General features: G+C 58.3%; 15 protein-coding genes. 11 read left to right on the top strand and 4 right to left on the bottom strand.

The window, feature by feature from the left end:
- The first annotated feature begins 348 nt into the window (after positions 1 to 348).
- The 4 genes from ACFC2Y_RS03805 to ACFC2Y_RS03790 all read left to right on the top strand — a co-directional run bounded on the left by ACFC2Y_RS03805 (position 349) and on the right by ACFC2Y_RS03790 (position 7548).
- Positions 349 to 1734: a DNA cytosine methyltransferase gene (locus tag ACFC2Y_RS03805; RefSeq protein WP_375186404.1), complete on the top strand. Its 1386-nt coding sequence runs from the start codon at positions 349 to 351 to the stop codon at positions 1732 to 1734.
- The gene (locus ACFC2Y_RS03800; RefSeq protein WP_375175381.1) at positions 1731 to 3665 is read left to right on the top strand and encodes a DUF262 domain-containing protein; all 1935 of its coding nucleotides are present in this window, start codon (positions 1731 to 1733) and stop codon (positions 3663 to 3665) included. The genes ACFC2Y_RS03805 and ACFC2Y_RS03800 overlap by 4 nt, the downstream gene beginning before the upstream one ends.
- Positions 3666 to 3898: 233 nt before the next feature.
- On the top strand, positions 3899 to 6475 hold the full coding sequence (locus ACFC2Y_RS03795) for a Z1 domain-containing protein (RefSeq protein WP_375186403.1): 2577 nt from the start codon (positions 3899 to 3901) through the stop codon (positions 6473 to 6475).
- An 11-nt stretch (positions 6476 to 6486) separates the two neighbouring features.
- Positions 6487 to 7548, top strand: coding sequence for a PD-(D/E)XK motif protein (locus ACFC2Y_RS03790; RefSeq protein WP_375175383.1), 1062 nt, complete (start codon positions 6487 to 6489; stop codon positions 7546 to 7548).
- 147 nt (positions 7549 to 7695) lie between these two features.
- On the opposite strand, the gene ACFC2Y_RS03785 is transcribed toward ACFC2Y_RS03790, so the two are convergent.
- From ACFC2Y_RS03785 to ACFC2Y_RS03775, 3 genes are read right to left on the bottom strand one after another with little or no spacing between them, the layout of a single operon-like run.
- Positions 7696 to 8088 (bottom strand): hypothetical protein, encoded by a 393-nt coding sequence (locus ACFC2Y_RS03785; protein ID WP_375175384.1) that lies wholly within the window; start codon positions 8086 to 8088, stop codon positions 7696 to 7698.
- Positions 8085 to 9395 carry a recombinase family protein gene (locus tag ACFC2Y_RS03780; protein WP_375175385.1) on the bottom strand — a complete coding sequence of 437 codons (1311 nt, stop codon included), beginning with the start codon at positions 9393 to 9395 and terminating at the stop codon, positions 8085 to 8087. Before ACFC2Y_RS03780 ends, ACFC2Y_RS03785 begins: the two co-directional genes overlap by 4 nt.
- Positions 9392 to 9847 (bottom strand): DUF2924 domain-containing protein, encoded by a 456-nt coding sequence (locus ACFC2Y_RS03775; RefSeq protein WP_375175386.1) that lies wholly within the window; start codon positions 9845 to 9847, stop codon positions 9392 to 9394. The genes ACFC2Y_RS03780 and ACFC2Y_RS03775 overlap by 4 nt, the downstream gene beginning before the upstream one ends.
- A 279-nt stretch (positions 9848 to 10126) precedes the next feature.
- Between ACFC2Y_RS03775 and ACFC2Y_RS03770 the strand changes: the two genes are divergently transcribed.
- The 6 genes from ACFC2Y_RS03770 to ACFC2Y_RS03745 all read left to right on the top strand — a co-directional run bounded on the left by ACFC2Y_RS03770 (position 10127) and on the right by ACFC2Y_RS03745 (position 19481).
- Positions 10127 to 12295, top strand: coding sequence for a hypothetical protein (locus ACFC2Y_RS03770; RefSeq protein ID WP_375175387.1), 2169 nt, complete (start codon positions 10127 to 10129; stop codon positions 12293 to 12295).
- A 499-nt stretch (positions 12296 to 12794) separates the two neighbouring features.
- A complete protein-coding gene (locus ACFC2Y_RS03765; protein WP_375175388.1) occupies positions 12795 to 13400 on the top strand; it encodes a sigma-70 family RNA polymerase sigma factor in 606 nt (201 codons plus the stop codon).
- A gap of 83 nt (positions 13401 to 13483) precedes the next feature.
- A complete protein-coding gene (locus ACFC2Y_RS03760) occupies positions 13484 to 13666 on the top strand; it encodes a hypothetical protein (protein ID WP_375175389.1) in 183 nt (60 codons plus the stop codon).
- 320 nt (positions 13667 to 13986) lie between these two features.
- The gene (locus tag ACFC2Y_RS03755) at positions 13987 to 16896 is read left to right on the top strand and encodes a bifunctional DNA primase/polymerase (protein WP_375175390.1); all 2910 of its coding nucleotides are present in this window, start codon (positions 13987 to 13989) and stop codon (positions 16894 to 16896) included.
- 130 nt (positions 16897 to 17026) lie between these two features.
- On the top strand, positions 17027 to 17836 hold the full coding sequence (locus tag ACFC2Y_RS03750) for a DUF1963 domain-containing protein (protein WP_375186103.1): 810 nt from the start codon (positions 17027 to 17029) through the stop codon (positions 17834 to 17836).
- 412 nt (positions 17837 to 18248) lie between these two features.
- A complete protein-coding gene (locus ACFC2Y_RS03745; RefSeq protein WP_375173708.1) occupies positions 18249 to 19481 on the top strand; it encodes an aminopeptidase P family protein in 1233 nt (410 codons plus the stop codon).
- A gap of 345 nt (positions 19482 to 19826) precedes the next feature.
- On the opposite strand, the gene ACFC2Y_RS03740 is transcribed toward ACFC2Y_RS03745, so the two are convergent.
- Complete coding sequence (locus ACFC2Y_RS03740) at positions 19827 to 20177, bottom strand: helix-turn-helix transcriptional regulator (RefSeq protein WP_007803330.1); 351 nt, start codon at positions 20175 to 20177, stop codon at positions 19827 to 19829.
- Between the two features lie 63 nt (positions 20178 to 20240).
- Between ACFC2Y_RS03740 and ACFC2Y_RS03735 the strand changes: the two genes are divergently transcribed.
- The gene (locus tag ACFC2Y_RS03735) at positions 20241 to 21092 is read left to right on the top strand and encodes a cation diffusion facilitator family transporter (protein WP_007803328.1); all 852 of its coding nucleotides are present in this window, start codon (positions 20241 to 20243) and stop codon (positions 21090 to 21092) included.
- Positions 21093 to 21274 lie beyond the last annotated feature (182 nt).

Raw genomic sequence — 21274 nt, 5'->3', positions numbered from 1 at the left:
GAATTTCTTAGGGTGCGTTGAAAAGGAAGCATTTTCTGGAGCCATGACCTGAGCACTTCGACGCAGGTGGCGTTCGGCGAGAAAGAACAGAAATCGAACCTTCGCTTCTTGCTGACCAGGCCGAAGCGATCAAGTTTCGGAGTTATTTTGTATTCCACCGCACCAGAAGAAAGGGCGGATTGGGCCAGACTCTAGTTCCTCGTGGAGGAGAGATTCCGGGAGGCACAGCAAAGTCCGCGTAGTGATCAACAGACCGTTGGACATACCACATGAAGTGGGGCTATGTAAATAATTGAGCAAATCATGAGAAATCTCGCCCAATCAGGCAGAGACGGAGGAGGCAAAAATATGGGAACCAGTGAAGAGGCATTTCATTTTGTCGACCTCTTCGCTGGGCTGGGTGGCTTTCACGTCGCGCTCGAGGAGTTGGACGGGCGTGGTGTGTTCGCTGCAGAGAGGGAGCCTAAACTGAAGGCCCTCTATAAGGTCAATTTCGGTGTCGATGCTTGGGGTGACCTCAATGAGTTGAGCAGCGACGAAATCATAGCCCTCAATGTGCCCGATCACCACGTACTTACTGCAGGCTTTCCTTGCCAACCGTTCTCTAAAGCAGGAGACCAACTGGGCTTTAAAGACACAAATCAGGGTAATCTCTTCTTCAAGGTGCACGACATTTTGCGCGTCAAGCGGCCACTCAATTTCATCTTGGAGAATGTTCCAAACATCCTAAAGCACGACGGCGGTCGCACTAAGACTACGATCATTCGCTTGTTGGAGGAACTCGGCTACTCCGTCGCTGTTGAGCACTTCTCGCCCCACGATTTCGGCATTCCACAGGTGCGAGACCGCGCATATTTTGTAGGGTCGCTACAGGGTCTCGATAATTTTGATTGGCCCACGAAGCATAGAGGTCCAACCGAAATCCAATGGGTGCTGCGCCAAGAAGGGCATTCCGGGCGCGCCATCCCGGAACAGACGCTGCGAGCCATTGACATGTGGGGCGACTTCCTAAGGTGCTCTCCGGCTTCGCTGAAGCTGCCTTCTTTCCCAATCTGGTCGATGGAATTTGGGGCAACCTATCCCTACTTGGACGAGACACCGGCAGGGGTTTGGGTTCGCAGACCTGTCCGAGGTCTTAGCCGGATGGGTTTTAAGGGCAGCTTCGGCCAGTCTCTCGACTGCTCGCTCGACGAACAACTTACGAGGATACCTAGCCACGCTAACCGCCCAGGCGACTTGAATTTCCCGCAGTGGAAGCGGACTTTTATCAGGCAAAACCGCGAATTCTACCTAGCCAACCGCCACTGGATCGACCCTTGGATCTCAAGATGGAGCCCACAAAGCTTCTCGTCTAGCTTCCAGAAGATGGAGTGGAACGCGCAAGGTGAGAACCGTGACATCGACGACTTCGTGCTGCAGGTGCGTGCGTCAGGACTACGGATCAAGCGTCCCACTACCTCCCCAAGTCTTGTCTCCTTCACGCAGACCCAAGTGCCCATCCTCGGTGCCAACCTGGCCGGTGAACGTCGTTACATTACGCCAGCCGAATGCGCTGAACTTCAGAGCCTCGGGGGTATCCAACTGCCAGCGTCCGACGTCGACGCGTACAAAGCTTTGGGGAACGCAGTGAACGCTCGCGTTGTCAAAGCAATTGCCGAACGGTTGTTGCACGGGGTCATCCGGCCCACGTCGAGCATAACCTCTGACCTCGAACCCTTAAGAGCTGCTGAATGACAGATCACATCGAACAAGAAAACGACTTCGACGAGGAAGACCAACGGGTTCTCTTCCTGGAGAGCATCGCCAACGGGCTGGCAACCCTATCCGAGGCTTCTGACACGCCCGACGGCGTTCGCTCGGTTTCGTCAATTTTCAGCAGCAGTGACGTCGACTTCGCCTCTGCCTCGTGGATGAGCAAACTGGCTGAGGTTCAAGGCTGGCTGAGCCTAAGCGAGGACCTTCCGCTAACAGGCGGCGAACGATTCCTTCAGGCACTAATCGCTGAGTTCAACCTTGAACCGACCGACCTCCTTGCTCCCGGAAGTGTCAACCCGCCGCTGAGTCTTCGCGCGCTTGAGCGCCTAAACGAGCGTGTCGAAAAAGCGGTACGACTCCAGGGAAATTTTCTCGAAGAAATCGAGGCCAAGGGCACTAACCGCGCAACGGCAACCCAGTCATGGGCTGACGCTTGGGCCGAGATCGACGGGATCGAGGAAGTGGTAAGCCCAGAGCCTGTCACGGCAAAGGCCGACGTATGGCCGATCTACCAACTCACCATGAGGGCGCCCAACCTAACGCCGTCGTACCAGCGTGGTGATGTATGGACCAACAGCGACCGTCAGTCGTTGCTGGAGTCCATCCTGCGTGGCGTACCTTTGCCATCCATCATTTTGCTGCGAACCGGACCTTCGACACCGCATGAGGTCGTTGACGGCAAGCAGAGGCTCACGGCCATTCTCCGGTTTGTAGGAAAGCACCCTGTCGCAAAGCAGAAGGTTGCGGAGGTCACAGCTCGGCACAAAGACAAAAGATTCAACGAACAAGGACGTCTTGATGACCTGGGTAAGAGGAATCTGACAGATCTTTTCAACGACGATTACCCTGCGTTTCGCCGTGCCTGGAAAGCGCTAGAAGGCAGCCCACTTAAATCCGCAGATGAGAACGAATACTACTTCCCATTCAAGCTGCGAACGACAGGAGACGGCGGGCTGGTTGGCTCCTACCTTGAGCCTCTCCGCGGAAAGTACTACACGCAAATCAAGGCGCAGGTGATCGACGTCGCTGGTGAGCAAACCACCATTGAGTACCTGTTCGAGGGAACGGCACAGTACAAGATTCCCGTCATCGAATACACTAAGGCCAGTCAAGCCCAGATCCATGAAGTCTTTCGCCTCTACAACAAGCAGGGTGTGCACCTGAATGCTGAAGAGATCCGTAACGCCGTCTACCACGAGGTTGAACTTACACGCGCGACCCTAGCCGCCGCCGGCGACGCCGACCCAAACACTGATGTAGCCAAAATCTCCGGGTCGCTTGCCGGCATCCACGATCTTGACCGCCTTGGTGAGGCGCTGACAGACTACGGTTTTGGCGGTACGCGCTACAAGCGCACTAAGGTTCTCGCATGGGTCATCTCTGTCTTGGTGCATGACACCAAAGAAAAAGACTTGGCATCGACTAGCCGTAACATCGACCAGTTGCTGATCGCGATCCAGAAGAACAAGCAGCACCCGCTAGCCGACTCATCGACATTAAACAAGCTGTTCACGCTGCTGCTACACGCTGTCGAACTCCACTCAGCGCACGATGAGTTGTGGTCTGATCAGTTCAAGGATGGCGGCAAGGGCGCCAAGTGGCAGGAACTCCAACTCGTAGGTTCACTGGTCGGCATTGCCATGGCCTTAGCGGCCTCGCCAGACGACATCGAGGATCGCATCGAGGCTAACGCTGATACTATCCGAACAGCGAGCGAGCAAGCTGAGGACTGGGAACGTCCCGAAAAGACGCAGACGAAAACCCAGTGGGATTACATCGCCAAGATTAGCAAAAGTCTCCTCGAACTATTGGAAATCGACCCTGATCAAGCAGCTGAGGCAGTGCGTCTGCAGTTTGGAACCTCTGGGTACGCGTCGTTGCAGCGGATGCGCATCGAACCGAAGAGTTGAGAGCGGTGCCAGGACATTCCCCACTCGTCGAGCACGTCTACTTCAATCCACCCGCTCCCCAAGAGGTGGACTCTTGGTGGGCAAGGTACAAGGCTCAACTCGCCGGCTTGACCGACACAGCGCGTGCCGCAGTTGAGGCAGACTCTCGCTACATTTTGCAGCGCGGAATATTGGCGGCCGACACCGCGAAGCCCGACGAGTGGTCATTCCGCCGCTCGCGCACGGGACTCGTCATGGGCTCAGTTCAGTCTGGCAAGACCGCTTCAATGCTGGGCGTCTCAGCCTTGGCCATCGACAACGGTCTCGACATTATCGTTGTACTCGCCGGGACCCGCCTCTCCTTGTGGCGCCAGACTTATCAGAGGCTGCTGCAGCAGTTGGACTCTGGCGAGGAAAACGCACAGAAAGTTAAACGCCGCCTGCTGTGTCCTGCGCCTGGCATCGCTCTGTCAGAACAGGCCCACTCGCTGACAACCACCTACCGTTTGTCGTCTGCACAGGTTCGAAAACGGCTGCGTCAGGGCATGCCTCTGATCATCGTGGCGATGAAGCAGACTGACCATCTACATGCCCTGGCAGCAAGCCTCCGTGACAACGTTTTCAAAGAAGTTAACGAGCTTGGTCGCACCGTCCACATGCTCGTGCTTGACGATGAGGCCGACGATGGCTCGATTCTCGACGCCATAGTTGAGTCCTCGCAGGACCCCATTTACGGCAACCTGAAGCAGATCCCGCGTGCGATCGCCAACCTCTGGGATCCTCCACAAGGTTCGCCTGAGAATCTCTTCTCGACCTACATCGCCTACACGGCGACCCCCCAGGCCAACCTCCTTCAGGAGGACCACAACCCCCTGGCACCACGAGACTTCCTGATCTCTCTTCGCACGCCGCTTGACGTCGGCCATCCCGTAGATACCACCGACCCTGGCAATCTCGATGCCCCTCGCTCATCGACTTACCCCGAGGCGGCTGGGATTCGTTCTTGCTACACCGGCGGTGAGGTTTTCTATCGCCGCGCGAAAGCAGCTAAACTTTGCGTGCCCACAACCGACTCCGTGCAGCAGGACCTCGCCGACGCCGTCCGAGCGTTTTTGGTAGCGGGGGCCATCCGCCTATACCGCTCTGGCAAGCTCGGCCCAGCGTCCGCACTCGCAATGCAGTTCGACACCAGGGAAGAAGCCCTTACTAAAGTGACTTCACCGCACTCGATGCTGTATCACCCCTCTGCTGCAATCCAGCACCACTTCAAGGGTGCTGAGGACCTCTTGATTTGGGCGGGGATTCAGGATCGAGCCACGGCTCGAGGTATCCTGGAAGCTGGAGATACCGGGCTTCCGCAAACCTTGGTGGAACTACTGCTGGCAGACCCCGCCCAATGGGCGCAATGGCTCGAAAAGTATCGTGCCTCCGCAAAAGTAGTCGAGGAGGAGTTCGACGGTCTGCCACCGGCGAGTTTCCCGGACTGGCAGACTGTCGAAGATCTATTGGTTAGGGAGGTGATACCTGGAACTAGGATCGCCGTGGTCAACAGCGACCCTAACGCTGACGATCGCCCTGTCTACGCACCGATCCAGGATGCAGAAACCGGCAAATGGAAAGCAGCTCGTGACCTTTGCACGATCTTCGTCTCAGGAAATGTAATGGCCCGGGGGCTGACACTGGAAGGGATGACCACAGCGTTGTTTCAGCGCTCGTCGGCCAACCCGTTGGCAGACACCCAGATGCAGATGCAGCGCTGGTTCGGTTACCGAGGGTCATATATTGAGATGTGCCGCGTCTTCGCCTCCAGCGACCAACTCTCCCTCTTCAGTGCTTATCACGATGTCGACGAAGCGGTTCGAACTGCCATCATTGAGCGTATGATGAGCGACACGCCCAAACCTACCGTCTTGCAGGGGCTCAATTTCGAAGCCACAGGCAAGATCGCAGGCCTGGGTAACCTTCCACTATCACCGGGTGCTCGCCCCTTCGTTACGGTCATCAATGACAGCCACCGGGCGGATCCCAATGCAGACGTCGTGGCTGGCCTCTTTGTTCGGCCATCCGAATCCAGCGACCTCACTGTTGCCAATGTGCTGCGGGGCCGAATCCTAAATGATCCACTCGAACTGACCGAGGCCGCCGAACTCTTAGATAGTCTTACTTTCGCGGATTACCGTCCTGGAAACGAGGGGCTTTACGCGGAATTCTGGAGCGATATCGAAGCCCGTGCAAACGCAGTCGCCCCACTAGCGGACACACCTTTCTATCGACCCCCGGTAAGGCATAGCGAGGGAGACCAGCCGAGGCGAGCCTGTCCCTATGCGATCGCCGCTTATCTTCGACTTTGGTCGGCCAGCCTCTCTCGGTCGATTCCGGGCCTATTTGTCACCGGCCAGCCCAACGATCTGTGGTCCTACGCTGACCTGACCCGCAAGAACGCCGAGCGACCACGTTTCTGGATCGGCATTCGATATGGAGGCGGTGCTACCATATCCAAAAGCCCGTTGGCACGGCTTCCATTTAAAATACGCGCCACCACAAAGAGGGTAGCCGGAGGCGAACTCAAGACCACTTGGGGTGCGAGTGACCCCAACGCCGGTCCGGGCCAGTATCGCGGCGACGTCTATTTCGACTACTACCACCGTAGCGCTGAAGTGCCGTCGAGCAGCAACACAGGATGGCGACCCAGCGGTTCCGACGGTCAAATTCTCTTTTACGTCAATCAGCATTCGGACGACGAGCATCCCACGGTCGCCGTTGGAGTCTGTCTTCCTGCGGGAGGTCCAGAGCAGTTTTCCGCCACCCGTGCTGGCGCTTCCATCGTTTAGAAGGAACTCTCATGACCAGCTACGAAGCAGTTCTAAACCAGATCAACACCGTTCCGGCGGGCACAAATGGAGATGACCGAGCCATTACTTGGTTGACGGATGCGAAGGTGGTCGGGATCGCTAGGAATAGTCGCGGCCATTTGGAGCTGTTCCTTGCAGGCGACGAGTTAAGGCCCCGGACCGGCGCGGTCAAGACTGCGCTTCACTACCACTCCTGGCACCGTGAAACTCTGCCTCCGCTGAACGCAAACCGCATTTGCTTGCCTGCGCTGGGGCATTTCGACCAGGTCGGTGCATTTATTGCCGCTGAACTGCTGCGCGAGAAGGCAGATGCCAATTTGGAGCGCGCCTTTGCCGTCACCGAGCCGCTGATCGAACTTGCCATTAAGCGCTTGGAAATCTCCGAGAATGCGATCCTCGGACTTATCGGGGAACTGCTACTACTCGACGCTCTTTGCCGACGGGCGACCGATCCTCAGGTCGGACCAATCGTGCAAGCTTGGGATGGTTGGCGCCGCTCGGCAAGGGACTTCATATGGGAAGGCACGGGCGTAGAAATAAAAACCACTACTGGCACCACCTCAAGTCATGCCATCCATGGCATCCACCAGATTGAACCTACCCCTGCCAGTGATGACACGGCAGGTGAAACGCATCTGCTCCTCGTAAGCATCGGCCTGTGCCAAGCCGATCTCAATGCGCCAGCTTTGTCGATCCCTTCCTTGGTGGAGAGCATTCTGGAGCGTCTCATCGCCACCGGAGCTGGCGGCTTGGTCGACGAGTTCCTCAAGCGCGTGTCTGTTTACGGCACGGAGTCCGGCATCGGGTACGAGCATGCCACGATGGTCAACGAAGCACCGTTTACGACTAAATTTGGCGTGACCTTTGTTCGTGGGTACGACATGGCAGACCCAGGAGTTGAGGTCCTGAGGCGCGATGACGTTATCACCCATCAGCATGTGGATGCCCAGTCGGTCACTTTCCGCATGGAGCTTCCCGCTATGATCAGCTCGAAAAATCCCATCGTAGGTGTCCGAGGCGTCGTGGAAGCGATCCTGAGACTGCTCAGTTAGGGACTGTTCACTTCTGAGCAAAGCTGACCCTCGAAGGATTGGTTGGCCATGGCTTGGATGGCCGTCCTACGCGCGGCCCTAGATGTCAGCTTCAGTGAAGCTGCGGAGTAGCTAATCGTGAAACGGCCAACGGCAGCTGAGGGCCGTTCACGTTGTTTCTTTCTTCGAAAACTGTTGTTTCCCCCACTCAACTGGAAAAGGCTCCAGCACCCTCACCAGCGTCACTTCCCGCCCCTGTTGCCCGTCTAGGATCGCCTCAACGATCTCGGGCGCGAGCAGGGTCAGACGCAGGACGCGTGTCATGTACGAGGACGCAATCCCCTCGTGTTCCGCCAGTTCTGCTATGGTGGCGAACTCACCCGAGTCCAACATGCGCTTCCACCGGAACGCTCGCGCGAGCGCCTTGACGAGAGTGCTGTCGGTCCGGCGCAGTCGGGGAGCGCCCTCTGGAAGTTGCATCTCCTTTCGCCCGCCGCGCTTCACGACGTGGAATGGTATATGCAGCGTCACGGTGTCCGGGATCGACGTTCCGTGGGTCATGCCGCCGCCTCGATGCCGCCAGCCAGCACCTCGAGGGCAAGGCCGCTAAGTCCGTCGACGCGGAGGCGCACGTTGAGCCCCTCCGTGCCGATGTCCACGCGCTCGACCAGCAGCGCCATGATGCGCGTCTGCTCCGCAGGGAAGAGTTCGTCCCACAGTGGATCGAGTTGCCGCAGGGCCTCAAGGGCGTCGGCTTCGCTGATTTGGTCGCCGTGGTCCTGTGTGGCTTTCCACGTTCCGGCCACGATCTCGGGCTGGCGGAACACGACGCGTAGATGGTCGATGACTGCCGCTTCGATCTCTCCAGCGGGCACGCGGCCGATCGGGCAGGCACCGGCGCCGTGCTTCAGTACTGTCTGGCTGACATAGTAGCGATAGAGTTTGCGACCCTTTCGCGTGTGGGTCGGCGAGAAGGCGGCCCCGTCTGGGCCGAAGAGCAAGCCCTTCAAAAGTGCAGGCGTGTCGGCCCGTGTGCGGGCGGCGCGCTTGCGGGGGCTCTCCTGCAGGATGGAGTGTACTTGGTTCCATGTCTTCTGATCGATGATCGCCTCATGTTCGCCTGGGTAGCTTTCGCCTTTGAATGGCGCTTCGCCGAGGTATGTCCTGTTGTTCAGCATCCGGTAGATCGCTTTCTTGTCGATTGGCCTGCCGGAGCGGTTCAGGATACCTTGCTCTGCTGCTTCCTTTGCCAGGACCGTCCCGGACCCGACTTCAATGAAGCGGGAGAACAACCAACGGGCATGGTCCGCCCTCTCGTCATCGATCAGTAGTTTTCGATTTTCGACCCGGTATCCAAAGGGCGGCACGCCACCCATCCAGATCCCTTTGCGACGCGACGCTGCGATCTTGTCCCGGATACGTTCGGCGGTCACCTCGCGCTCAAACTGGGCGAAGCTGAGCAGGATGTTGAGCGTCAGCCGCCCCATGGACGTGGTGGTGTTGAAGGACTGCGTGACAGACACGAATGTCACGTCATTGCGATCGAATACCTCAACCAGTTTTGCGAAATCGGCTAGCGAACGGCTGAGGCGGTCGATCTTGTAGACCACGACGACGTCGACGAGCCCATCTTCAATGTCCACCATCAGCTGTTGTAGTCCGGGGCGCTCCAGCGTGCCGCCCGAGATGCCGCCGTCATCATATTGATCGCGGACCAAGACCCATCCCTCTGAGCGCTGGCTAGCGATGTATGCCTCGCAGGCCTCCCGCTGTGCATGAAGCGAGTTGAACTCCTGCTTCAACCCTTCCTCGGAGGACTTGCGGGTATATACCGCGCAACGCAGCTTGCGGACGACCGGTTTAGTCATGCGCGCCTCCGATGGTTCTTAAGCCCGAAGAACACCCAGCCGTTCCAGCGTGTACCAGTGATGGCGCGGGCAATGGCCGACAGCGACTTGTAAGGGCGACCCTGCCATTCGAAACCGTCGGCGGTCACGGTGACGACGTGCTCGACGCCTTGCCACTCGCGCAGCAGCCGCGTGCCGGTGATCGGGCGATCGAGGTTGGCGCGCTTGCTGCGTTTCGTCTTGTCGCCGCCGTCCAGCTCTTCGCCCAACTTCTCCAGACGCCGGATCGTCTCGGGCTTCAACCCACCATAGGCCAATTCCTGAATGCGGTAGGCAAGGCGGCTTTCGAGATAGCGGCGGTTGAACGGTGGCGGCTCGGTGTCGAAAAACTCGCGCCATTGCTGTTTCAGGTTCGGCGTCGGGGTGGTTTTCAGCGCGGCCAGGCGGGCAGGGATGGGATCAGGGTTTGTCATGCGGACCTCCGTTGGGAAGGTGCAGTACTGCTCGGGGCGTCCGAGTTGTGTAGGGGAGATACGTCAACCGGTTCGGATTGTTCGGAATTTCTCTGCTTCAGGCGGAGCAGGCCGAGCGCGAGGATGCGGCAGAGTTCTGCCCGGCGCTCGGTAGCGGACATGTGGAATGGGCTCAAAGGGTTCATGCCGAATAAATGCCGACCAAATTAATTTAATGGGACAGCCTTGTAATCATATTAGTCAGTTCACACTTCTGTGACCTCAAGCAGGAGATCATGAATGGCCAGACCCAAATCGTCCATTGGACGAAACACTCGGGCTTTGCTTGAAGCTACCCCCGCATTCATTGCGTCACGCTTCATCAAGACCCTTCTCGAAGATATTCCCACTGCGGAACCCTCGCAGTTCGAGAATGCAACGGACGAGGAAATGCAATCGCGACTGCCACTTGATTGCCTTTCAGGATTTCACAAGGAAATCCGCGATGTTGTTGAACAGGAAAGCACCAAAATCACAGAGCTATCCCAGAAGCGCGGGCCAAGTTCACTCGACAGCATCGTTCGTCAAACCGGAACACCCGATACCGTCTGCGAATTCGATGCACAGAAAGATGAGTTTTGCCGGAGCGTCTGGACCTACTTGGAGCGACCCTCGCTTTTCCAGAACGGCCTCAGTTTTCATTATGCGCGAAGAGACCGCAACAAGGGCAATGTCCACTCCTTGTTCTCACTCGGAGACGAAACGGCCACCATTGACGCGGCGGGCATAGAACCACAGCGTCTTGCCAATGCTCTGAAAGCAAAGCTGGATATGCCGGAAACGCCAGACTTGTCGATCTTCGACCTGGAGCCAACTGCCCGTCATCCTGCTTCGGTCATGATTATCAGTCGCCGCGGCGATGCACTAACCGCGGTCTACGAGCACCGGCAAGGGATGCGGCGATCCATCTACTACAGACCTGAGAACGAAATCACTTTGATATACACGCCATCCCAACAAATCCTTGAGGTTTGTGGCAAACGGTTCAGTGTCCGGCACATTTCGGCCAATGCATTTGCTGAGGCGGTGTTTGGCCGCAATGTGACCACCCATCCCCTTTCTGAGAAAATCTTTGACCTCGGACGGTTCGCGGAAAGCTTTCTGCTCGATCTCCCAAATGTAGAGGGCGGTGAAGTTCAGTCTGCGGTCGTGACGGAATTCGAGCTGCTGCTCGGAGACTACCGACGGCGCCTCAACCTTTCAGTCGCGCAGGAGGACGATATCAGCGCGGTGGCGGATCGGTGCCTGAACCTAGCTGCTGGCATTCGGAATTTTGAATCCTTCAACAAAGTGCGCATCGCCGTCGAGTTCCAACCAGATGACGCATTTAAATCGAAGCGGATCGACATCTTGGTCCGGGGGACGAATGGCACAAACATCCAATCCCATCCCGATCCCGAAATCCGGGATCTCGGTTTGAAGCTGCTGGAACACTGGGGGATGATCCGCCAAGTGAAGCTGATGACACCGCAGAAGGCGGTCGAACTGCTTGATGGAATGGTGAGACTCTTCGAATTCGGCGAGCCGAAGGTGTCTGGACTTCAACTTGACCGGATGGGGCTGAATGTAACCGCGCTCCAAGACGCTGGCCTTATCACCTGTAAATCCCGTCAGCCAACAACACTGATGGACGAGGATGACGCCGTCATCGAATTGGACATCGAAGAAGGATCCGGCGAAACAGTCGAATTCGTTGACCCGGTCTCCCGCCAACGATTGCTAAGGCCTGCTCAGGATTACACCTGGTTTGCGATTAACGAGGATCGTTTGATTGATCAGATCGTCGAAGGGCTCGGTGCAATCCTCAATCGCCGCTCCTTCGAACAGATCGACAAGAACCTTTTTAGATTGGGTGAGTTTAGGGAAAATGACCGACGCATTCCTGTCTTCCTCGCGCGACGGCTTGGTGAGGCAAAAGTGTTTTCGAGCCATGATGTCAAACTCCGGGCGCATCATGGGGCGGGGGCTGGGATCGTAGTCCACGGTTCGGATTTTTCACCTTGGTATGTCGGCCCGAATGTAGCAGTCCGATTGGCAACGGTATGGGCTGAATCGGACGACAAGCGGGGGCTGGACAAAGCTGCGCTGCTGGGCCGTTTCCATGACAAAAGCACGTTGGTCGCAAACTGCCAAATGGCAACGGTTGTCCGTGCCAGCGATCATAATGGCGCTTTCATCATGCCTGGGAAGACCGCCTTACAGTTGGGTTCAACGCCGCAGATGATCTTTTTCGAACGGCTTGCAGCCGCCTACAATTCTGGAATGGGAAACGTTCATTCCAAAGTTTTGGTGGAGGGACTGAACGTTGACACCCCGAAAAAAGTCTTCACTGGAAAGATGCGGGAACTTGTATTCGCTGAATACGTCGAGAAAGCAGACGCGCCCCGACACTGGAGATTGAAAGGTTAATCTCCACGGTTCCTCCACAGTAGGACCCAAGACACTCCACGGAAATCTCACGGACAAGGTCGGCATCAACCGAAAGGAGCCGACATATGTCCGCCAAGACTGCCAACCCTAACGTTATAGCCTCCAGCGACGACTGGCGCTGCAGCAAATGCTTCAAGTTGCTGGGCAAGAAGTCGCAGGGATATCTCCACATTCACTTCGCGCGTGGTCACCAATACACTGTGGCGACGCCAGTGACCTCGGTCTGCCGCTGCTGCGGTAAGCTCAACACCCTGCACAGCTAAACCCTTACGCGATCGGTCTTCGGGCCGGTCGCTTTTCCATTTGTATCGAGAGGCGCGCGACGCCCTGACCTGGCCATGATGAGGCGCCCGACGCCCGGCCCTAAGGCAGGCGTCTCATGCGAGCCCAATGGCACGCGCTTCATGCACAACTACTCCGGGCGGCGAACCGTCGTTCATTCGAAACCCAATACAGACAGATGATCGGAAACGGTTCTATGCTGTCCCCTTTCTGCGATCCTCCGGCTCTGCTCGCCCACATGCAAAGGGACGGTGATTACGACGGAAAGAACGAGATTCTGCGCAGTCTCGTCGTCCAAAGTCAGAACGATCATCCCGATGTGGCGACGACCGTGCTGTTGCTGGCCCTTTGGCCGGGATTGGATGCCGTCTACGGGCGTCTGCAACGGTACTACCGCCATGATCCGGAGCTGCTCGCCACAGATCTGATCGAGCGTGCCACCAACCAACTCCTCAATCTTAACCTGGATCGCGTCAAACGCATTGCCGCCACGGTGATCCGGAATGTCGAGCGGGACACGCGGCGGGACATCCAGGCCGAGTGGCGTCGCCCGGACAAGGTTTGTGAAACCGACCTCGTATTGGACGATGTACTGGCCGCTCCGCCGTCAGATGACGGCCGAGAACTCCATTCCGATCTTTGTCGTGAGTTGGGGCAGGACGGCTCCATTGTATTCGCAGTGGAAGTGCTGGGCTTCAGCCAGAAGGACGTGGCCCAGGTTCTCGGGTTGTCCCACGACGCCGCCAGGAAACGTCACCAGCGCAGCTTGGCCAAACTGAGAACGCTGATGGATCTCGACTGATGGTGGGTTTGTCCCATTCTAACAGCGGCAGCGGCTTTTGCTTTGTAGCCCATGGATGGTCCGTGGGAGCAACGGAGCAGGTCATGCAGGAAGATGACAAGTTCAACCGGGTCCCGGGGCTCTACCGCCTCTGGGATCTCGCGCTGGTGATTGACCGCGATCACGACCACCAGGTCTGCTACGCGCAGCTCGCTGAGGATGGTACGCCGCTCTTTTCGGTTTTTCGCCGTCAGGTAGTGCCCGCCAGCATGGAGGCAGCGACATGACGATGGATTGCTTGGGCGACCGTCATATGACGCAGCGCGAACTCTCCCGGCGTTGGCGCGTCAGCGTTCGGTCGCTGGAACGCTGGCGGGCAGAAGGCAAGGGGCCGTGCTGGTTGCGCCTTTGCGGGCGGGTCGTCTACCGCGCCGAAGATGTTCTGGCTTTCGAGAACGCCGGTTTGAACCGACCGTCCGGCGGATAGGCCCAGGTGGTGGAGCACCCGCTAGAGGCTCCACCTGACAATGAGACAGACGCGAGGGTGGCCAACGGCCGCCCCGCAGGCGCTGGATTTCCGACCTATCACGAGATCGCGGAGCGTCTGTTGGACAACGGTTACGAACCGCTCCCGATCATCCCGGGCCAGAAGAGGCCGGCACCGTCCCGTTGGACCAAATTACGGATCGACACGGCGCAGGTTGACGCCTGGGCCAACGCGTATCCCGAACATGGTGTCGGCATTCGCACCGGGTCCTGCTGCGGGCTCGATATCGACGTCCTCGACCCGGACCTCGCGCACCAGCTGCACAGGCTGGCTGTCCAACGCCTTGGTGACGCGCCCTTGCGCGTCGGGCGCTGGCCAAAGCGGTTGCTGCTCTACAGGGCGACTGAGGCCTTCTCCAAGCTACAAATACCCTCTCTGGAAGTCCTGAGTGTTGGGCAGCAGTTCGTCGCCTACGGTCTGCATCCTGACACGGGGCAGGGGTACCATTGGCCGCTCGGCCCTTCGCCGTTGGAAGTGCCGCTGGAGGACTTGCCCGCGGTGACAGAGGCCGATCTCCACGCGTTTCTCGCGGAGGCGCATGCCATGCTGCCGCGAACAGGGGGAACGACTGCAGCACGACGGCGCGGCGGTCAGGGCGGCCACTCACGCCCGGTCCGCAACGAAGACGGCCTGGTCGTCGATGGCCGCGACGCCTGGCTCTCCACCATCGCCTTCCATGCCGTGCACGACGCGCTCGAGGCGGGGGGCGGTCTGGAAGTCGGATGCCTGACCAGCGCCGTTTGGGACCGCTTCACGGCCACGACCGATCTCTCGCGCGGCGCCAAGGATAGTGCCCGGTGTTGGACAGATACCGATGCCCTGAGGAAGGTTCGTGACAAGTTGCGGCTACACGCGGAGGATCGGCTCCCGCCGCGCGACGAAGAGGCCATCGACACGGCATTCATCGAGCCGGAACGGGGCGTGATCGAGGCGAGGGGCGATCTTGCGGCCGTTCTCAAGTCATTTTGCAAGGACGTCCTCAAGTGGCATGAAACACCTGTCGGCCCAGCCCCCCGCATCGGCATCCGTGCCGTCGTCGGCCTCGGCAAGAGCCGCATGAGCCGGGAGCATCTCCTCCGATTGCGACACGATTTGACAGCCAGCGAGAGGCCTTCCCGTATTCTGGTTTTTACGCCATCGCATCGCCTTGCCGAAGAGGCCGCCGAAGCCTGGCAGGGCGATGACACTACCGTTGCCGTGCTACGGGGCTACGAGCGTCAGCATCCGATCCTGAAACAACCGATGTGCCGCGATCTGGACGCCGTCAAGGCGGCGTTGGCAGCGGGTCTGGAGCCGCAGGGGGCCGTGTGCTCCCGCGGCGAGGATCGGTGTCGGCATTTCAACGGGTGTCTAAAGCAGAGGAACCGCTCGGAGGTGTCAGACGCGGATGTGGTCGTCGCGCCCTATGATGCGCTCTTTACCGGTTTGCCGATCGAGGCCGCCTCCATCGGCGCGATCGTGATCGATGAGGGCTTCTGGGCCCGTGCGGTCTCGACAGACACGGTCGGCACGGTCGAGGGGCTTGCATCCGGTCATGTCGACAACCTCGGGACTGGCATGGACCGCAACCGGAATGCCGCGCTGGAAGCCGACCGTCAGGTTTTCCGGACAAGGCTCCGAGCGGCACTGGCGGACCCAGGTCCGGTCACGGCCACGAACTTGGCCCGCGTAGGCCTTTCGGCGGAGGAGTGTCGCATCATGGCTGGCCTGGAGGAGCGGCGCTTGCGCGATCCCGGGCTTGGCCCTGGTCTCTTCGGCGAAGCCCGTCGCAGGGCACTTTTACAGGCGCATGCCAATGCCGGGATCCGAGTGTCCGTGTTGATGTGGCGCGCCCTTGGCGACCTTCTCGATAGCGGCAAGGATTGCGACGGTCGTGTGGTCGTGGGATCGGTCGACACCGCGACGATGACCCGACCGATCCGCCTGACCCGCCTCGCCAGGGTCCATCCGAATTTCCGGGACAAACCGATCCTGCATCTCGATGCGACGCTCCGCCCGGAGATCGTCGGCAAGCTGCTTCCGGGGATCGCGATCCACGAAATCGACGCCCGGGCTCCGCACATGCGCATTGCTCATGTTTCCGGCCGGTTCGGAAAGTCGGCAATCGTTCCGGACCCGAGGATGTCCGCCGAGGAGCAACGACGACGCTCGAAAAACTTGTCCGCCTGTATTGACTACGTCCGCTGGCAGGTATTGCGGTACGCGCCCGGGCGCGTCCTGGTGGTGACTTACAAGGCCATCGAGGAGCACTTTGCAGTGCTGCCTGGAGTTGAGACGCTGCACTTCAACGCGCTGGCCGGACTGGACAGCTTCGGTGACGTCGCGGCGCTCATCGTGATAGGTCGGCCGCTTGCGGACCAGGACGCTCTTGGGCCGCTTTGCGCGGCATTCTCAGGCCATGTGCCGAAGGGAGGCTACGTCCATCAACGAGACGGCATCCGGATGCGAGACGGATCGGTCCGGAGTGTGTCCATAATTGAGCATGAGGATGACGAGGCCGCAGTTTTCCGGGCAGCCATCTCGGATGACGAGGTGATCCAGGCCATCGGGCGGGGCAGGGGTATCAACCGCACGGCCGCGAACCCGTTGGACGTGCACCTGCTGGCGGATGTTGCTCTGCCGCTGGTGCACGACCGCCTGGTGACCTGGGACAGCGAGCGGCCGGATATCCTACAACGCATGATGCTGGATGGTATGGCGGTGGACAGTCCGGCGGACGCGGTCGTATTGCATCCAGATCTCTTTGAAAACGCTGAGCAGACGAAGAAGGTGTTCGAGCGGAGCGGATTCAAGGGACATTTCCCTATATATACTTATAGGGGTTTGTCCCTTAAATCGGCGCGTTACAAACGGGTTGGACGGGGGCGGTCGTGGCAGACTGCGCTGTGGATAGATGGAGGGGGGGACACCTCCCGACGTTGGCTGGAAACCACGTTGGGCGAACGCTTGGATTGGTCGCCTAATGTCTAGGATCGTATTGGTTTATTCCAAGGTCTGCTTTGCGGACAAAGCAGCCGTTCATGATGAACGCTCGAATGATGGCTATCGTTTCACCATCTGTGCATATACGTTCGAAGGGAAGAAACGATGAAACGATGCTATGCAGATTATTAATCTCATAAAAGCACTATTCTCCCGACCAGCTTCCGATCCGAAAGTCGTTCGTCCAAGGGTCATCGAACCCACGTCGAAAGAAATGAATCGTGCGATGCTTAGGTTAGACGAACTGGCGAAGCCTGCAATTTTCGGTGAGATCGGTGGAGGCAAACCCCAACAGGAAAACCGAGCTGCGAGTTGGTGGGGTGGTAATTTTCTAGGTGCCCCGGGTGAAGACGTACCTATTTGCAACCAGTCGGGTAAAATAATGCACCCTGTATTGCAAATTCGTGTTGATGAGTTGCCAGAGATTCCGCCCGCCTTTGAAGGATTTGCACTCATTAATATCTGGATGGACCTGCAATCTTCCTCTTTCTGGGGAGCGGAAAACGGGAACGGGTTTCTTGTTCGGGCGTACACCGACTTTGAGAACCTTGTTCCTCTTGGGTTCGGTTACAGGGAAAGCTCTGACCTACCAACCTTTCCAATATTCTGGCGTGAAAGGATTCTTGAACAACCAGTCTGGCAAGACATGGTAGATGAAGTCCCCACAAATGTTGCGCAAGCGAATGCAGATGATTGGTTTTCTAAGAGCAAATACTGGTCTGACAGATATTTTGAACTGCGCAGTAGGTATCCGGTCAAAGTTGGAGGTTGGCCAACATGGATTCAGGGTTCTGACTGGCCCAAAGATGCGCAATTTCTCTTTCAAGTCGACTCGACGTTTAAGGGCAAAATGTCTTTCGGTGACTCAGGTTCATTCTACTTATTCAAGACTTTGGATTCATGGGTGATCAGGGGGGATTGCTACTAGAACCGCCGTTTGCTTATTGCGCAGCATCCGGCACTCTGGGCTCGATCCTGTCGTTCGCCGCACGGACCACCGACGCCAGCTGTAGGCCGGTAGCTGACCTGATCGCGATGGGCGGCAAGCGGACGTTCTCTGCTGAGCAGGCCAAGGTCCGCTTGGCGGACGAAGCGGACACCAAGGCACGTTTAGTAAACGTCGGCTCTCACTCAAGACTATTGATTCAATCTGCCTGTGCGCGCTATACGCGCTGCTGAGATAGGCGATGGCGTCGCCACCGACGATCCGACTTCGGACATCTCAATCTAACCATCCTGAACGCCGGGAGCTTGCTTTGCCGTTTTTTGGCGGTGAGGGATGACCTGAGCGATAAGGCGCACTCCCGATCCGACCAATCGGCCTGAACAGGAGTGAACTGATGGACGGAATTTCCAATTTCGCAACTACGGGACCGCGCCCCGATTTCTATCGTTTCCACCAGGGTGATAAGGTGCTACCTTTCACTGATGCCGAATACGAGGCGCGACTGGCTGGGTTGCGCGCCATCATGGCAGACAAAGGCATTGATGCCGTTGTACTGACCTCCATGCACAACGTGGCCTACTATTCTGGCTTTCTCTATTGCGCGTTTGGGCGGCCCTACGCGCAGGTCGTCACCGCAACGGAGACCGTCACTTTCAGCGCAGGGATCGATGCGGCGCAGCCTTGGCGGCGGTGCTATGGCGACAACATCACCTACACCGATTGGCAGCGGAACAACTATTGGCGTGCTATCCTTTCTGTAACCGGTTCGGGCAAAGTGATCGGGTTCGAAGGCGACCATATCTCCATCGCGCAGAAGGCGCTTCTGGATGAATTTCTTGCTCCGTCTAACGCGGTCGACATAGCCCCGGCCACAATGACCCAACGCTTCCACAAGTCTCCGGCGGAGCTTGAACTGATCCGTTCGGGCGCGGCGGTGGCCGATGTGGGCGGCTATGCGATCCGTGATGCGATCAAGGCTGGCGTGCGCGAGATCGACGTGGCCATGGCCGGTCGCGATGCGATGGAGCTTGAGATCGCGCGGCGCTTTCCAAATGCCGAATACCGCGACACCTGGGTCTGGTTCCAGTCGGGGATCAACACGGACGGGGCGCATAACTCGGTCACGGGGCGTGCGTTGCAGCGCGGTGATGTCCTCAGCCTCAACACCTTCCCGATGATCTCGGGCTACTACACGGCGCTTGAGCGCACCCTTTTTGTTGAAACAGTAGACGACGCCAGCCTGAAGGTATGGGAGGCGAATGTCGCGGCCCATGAATACGGCATGAGCCTGCTCAAGCCCGGTGCGTCTTGCGCTGAGGTCACTCACGCGATCAACGACTTCTTTGCCGAGCGCGATCTGTTGCAATACCGCACCTTCGGCTACGGTCATTCATTCGGTATTCTTAGCCACTACTATGGCCGCGAGGCAGGGCTTGAATTGCGGGAGGATATCGACACGGTTCTGGAGCCCGGCATGGTCATCTCAATGGAGCCGATGTTGACAATTCCCGAAGGCCAACCCGGCGCAGGGGGATACCGCGAACACGATATCCTGATCATTACCGAAGACGGAAACGAGAACATTACTGGCTTTCCTTACGGCCCTCAACACAATGTGATCACCTGATTTCAAAGCTTGGTTTGGTCAGCAATCCGAGCTGGCCAACCCTAAAGCGGTCATTCGAACGTTGCGCAGAATTCGGCAAATTGGGCTCTTTTCTGCCGTTCTCCGCTTTGCGGCATCATACGCTCTTGGCCTGGACATGGTCTACACCAACGGTCCTGACCCGCCGTTCAGTCCCTGGCCGATCGCCGCGGTGCAGCTTCACCAGACCGGACGTTCATGGCATCGCGCAGCATAGTACAGGGCCCCGAGCTCAGCAGTGCGGACAAAGGGTGCATTCGCTGCGGATGCGCAGATGGCTGCTTCAGGTTTGGCGCACCGATAGGACATTGCAGCAGGTCGCGCCGGTTAGTCCGTATAGCTTTGGCAGGCATCAACTCCGTTGGCTGTCGAGGCAAGTAGCTGATCTGCATCACGGATGAGATCGGCGACCCGCCTGTCCGCCAGACGATACCGAACGAAGCGGCCTTTGCTGCGGCGACTGACCAGCCCGCATTCCAGCAGACAGCGCAGATGGTTCGAGACGTTGGGCTGACCCAAACCCGTATGCCCGACGATTTCCTGCACGTTGCGTTCGTCCGACACCAGCGCATCGAGGATCGTCAGACGGCTGGGATCGCTTAGGCCCCGGAAGAGCTTTGCCCGCAGTTCCAGTGTATCGGGTGCCGAAAGATCGTCTTGAATGTTTTGCGCTGTCATATCATTATCCACTGATACGTTAGCAGCGTACCTTTTCGCCCGCCACCACAAAAAGGATCGCACATGAGCCAGCCCGATAACAGCAAGTTGGCGACAGCCTCCTCCCCGATCCGAATGCGGGTGCAAGGCATGGACTGCGCGAAAGATGCCGCCGAGATCGAGCGCGCGGCCCGGTCTGCGGGCGTGGCCGAAGGCGACGTGAAAGTGTCCGCCGCCACCCACATCATGACATTGCGGATCGCGGACGGCGATCTGCCGAAAGTGCGGCCCGCGCTCGACGCGACCGGCTACGGTTTCGAGAAGATCGAGGACGGCGATACATCGTCCGATCCGGCCTACAAGGACCCGAGCTATCGCCGCGCGCTCTGGATCGTGGTCGCGCTCAATCTCGGATACGGCGTGGTCGAAATGTTCGGCGGGTTCCTGTCCGGTTCGCAGGCGCTGAAGGCAGACGCGCTCGATTTTCTGGGCGATGGTGCGATCACGTTTCTGGGCCTGCTCGCCATCGGCTGGAGCCTGACATGGCGGGCGCGGTCGGCGATGATCCAAGGCGTGTTTCTGGGCCTTCTGGGCCTTGGCGTTGTCGGCAGCACGCTCTGGCGTGTCCTCAACCAGACCACGCCAGAAGCCGGGTTGATGGGAGCCTTCGCGGTAGGTGCGCTGATCGTAAACATCCTCGCGGTGCTGCCGCTGCTAAAGCACCGCAAGGGTGATGCCAATATGCGAGCCGTCTGGCTGTTCTCTCGCAACGACGCCATCGGCAACCTCGCCGTGGTCATCGCCGCCGGGCTGGTCGCGTGGCTTGGCAGTGCATGGCCCGACCTGATCGTCGCGTTCGCGATCGCGGGGCTTTTCCTGCATTCGTCGTGGATGATCATCCGCGATGCCCGGAGTGACTTGGTGGAAGCTGACTAACTCCATCATGGTGCGACGCGCCGGACGAAAGCCGACATTCGCGCGCCCCGCAGCATCGGTGAGTCTGGGCTCAAACCTGCCATTCGCCGCTCCTGTACTTACTGCGACTTTGCGGAAGTAGCTGTCATCCAGTTTGACCTGCTGCTCCTACTTGCACGAAGCCTATCGAAACTCGGGCTAAG

Origin of the sequence: Pseudooceanicola sp., assembly GCF_041987405.1 — a bacterium.
In the GTDB taxonomy this organism is placed as follows: domain Bacteria; phylum Pseudomonadota; class Alphaproteobacteria; order Rhodobacterales; family Rhodobacteraceae; genus Pseudooceanicola.
The sequence above is the reverse complement of the archived record's forward strand: the minus strand, read 5'-3'. Positions and strand labels throughout refer to the sequence as shown.

Bases quoted from the DNA above. Each gene is read 5' to 3' on its own strand.
- ACFC2Y_RS03805 (WP_375186404.1), top strand. From the start codon at position 349: ATGGGAACCAGTGAAGAGGCATTTCATTTTGTCGACCTCTTCGCTGGG.
- ACFC2Y_RS03800 (WP_375175381.1), top strand. From the start codon at position 1,731: ATGACAGATCACATCGAACAAGAAAACGACTTCGACGAGGAAGACCAA.
- ACFC2Y_RS03795 (WP_375186403.1), top strand. From the start codon at position 3,899: ATGGGCTCAGTTCAGTCTGGCAAGACCGCTTCAATGCTGGGCGTCTCA.
- ACFC2Y_RS03790 (WP_375175383.1), top strand. From the start codon at position 6,487: ATGACCAGCTACGAAGCAGTTCTAAACCAGATCAACACCGTTCCGGCG.
- ACFC2Y_RS03785 (WP_375175384.1), bottom strand. From the start codon at position 8,088: ATGACCCACGGAACGTCGATCCCGGACACCGTGACGCTGCATATACCA.
- ACFC2Y_RS03780 (WP_375175385.1), bottom strand. From the start codon at position 9,395: ATGACTAAACCGGTCGTCCGCAAGCTGCGTTGCGCGGTATATACCCGC.
- ACFC2Y_RS03775 (WP_375175386.1), bottom strand. From the start codon at position 9,847: ATGACAAACCCTGATCCCATCCCTGCCCGCCTGGCCGCGCTGAAAACC.
- ACFC2Y_RS03770 (WP_375175387.1), top strand. From the start codon at position 10,127: ATGGCCAGACCCAAATCGTCCATTGGACGAAACACTCGGGCTTTGCTT.
- ACFC2Y_RS03765 (WP_375175388.1), top strand. From the start codon at position 12,795: ATGCTGTCCCCTTTCTGCGATCCTCCGGCTCTGCTCGCCCACATGCAA.
- ACFC2Y_RS03760 (WP_375175389.1), top strand. From the start codon at position 13,484: ATGCAGGAAGATGACAAGTTCAACCGGGTCCCGGGGCTCTACCGCCTC.
- ACFC2Y_RS03750 (WP_375186103.1), top strand. From the start codon at position 17,027: ATGCAGATTATTAATCTCATAAAAGCACTATTCTCCCGACCAGCTTCC.
- ACFC2Y_RS03745 (WP_375173708.1), top strand. From the start codon at position 18,249: ATGGACGGAATTTCCAATTTCGCAACTACGGGACCGCGCCCCGATTTC.
- ACFC2Y_RS03740 (WP_007803330.1), bottom strand. From the start codon at position 20,177: ATGACAGCGCAAAACATTCAAGACGATCTTTCGGCACCCGATACACTG.
- ACFC2Y_RS03735 (WP_007803328.1), top strand. From the start codon at position 20,241: ATGAGCCAGCCCGATAACAGCAAGTTGGCGACAGCCTCCTCCCCGATC.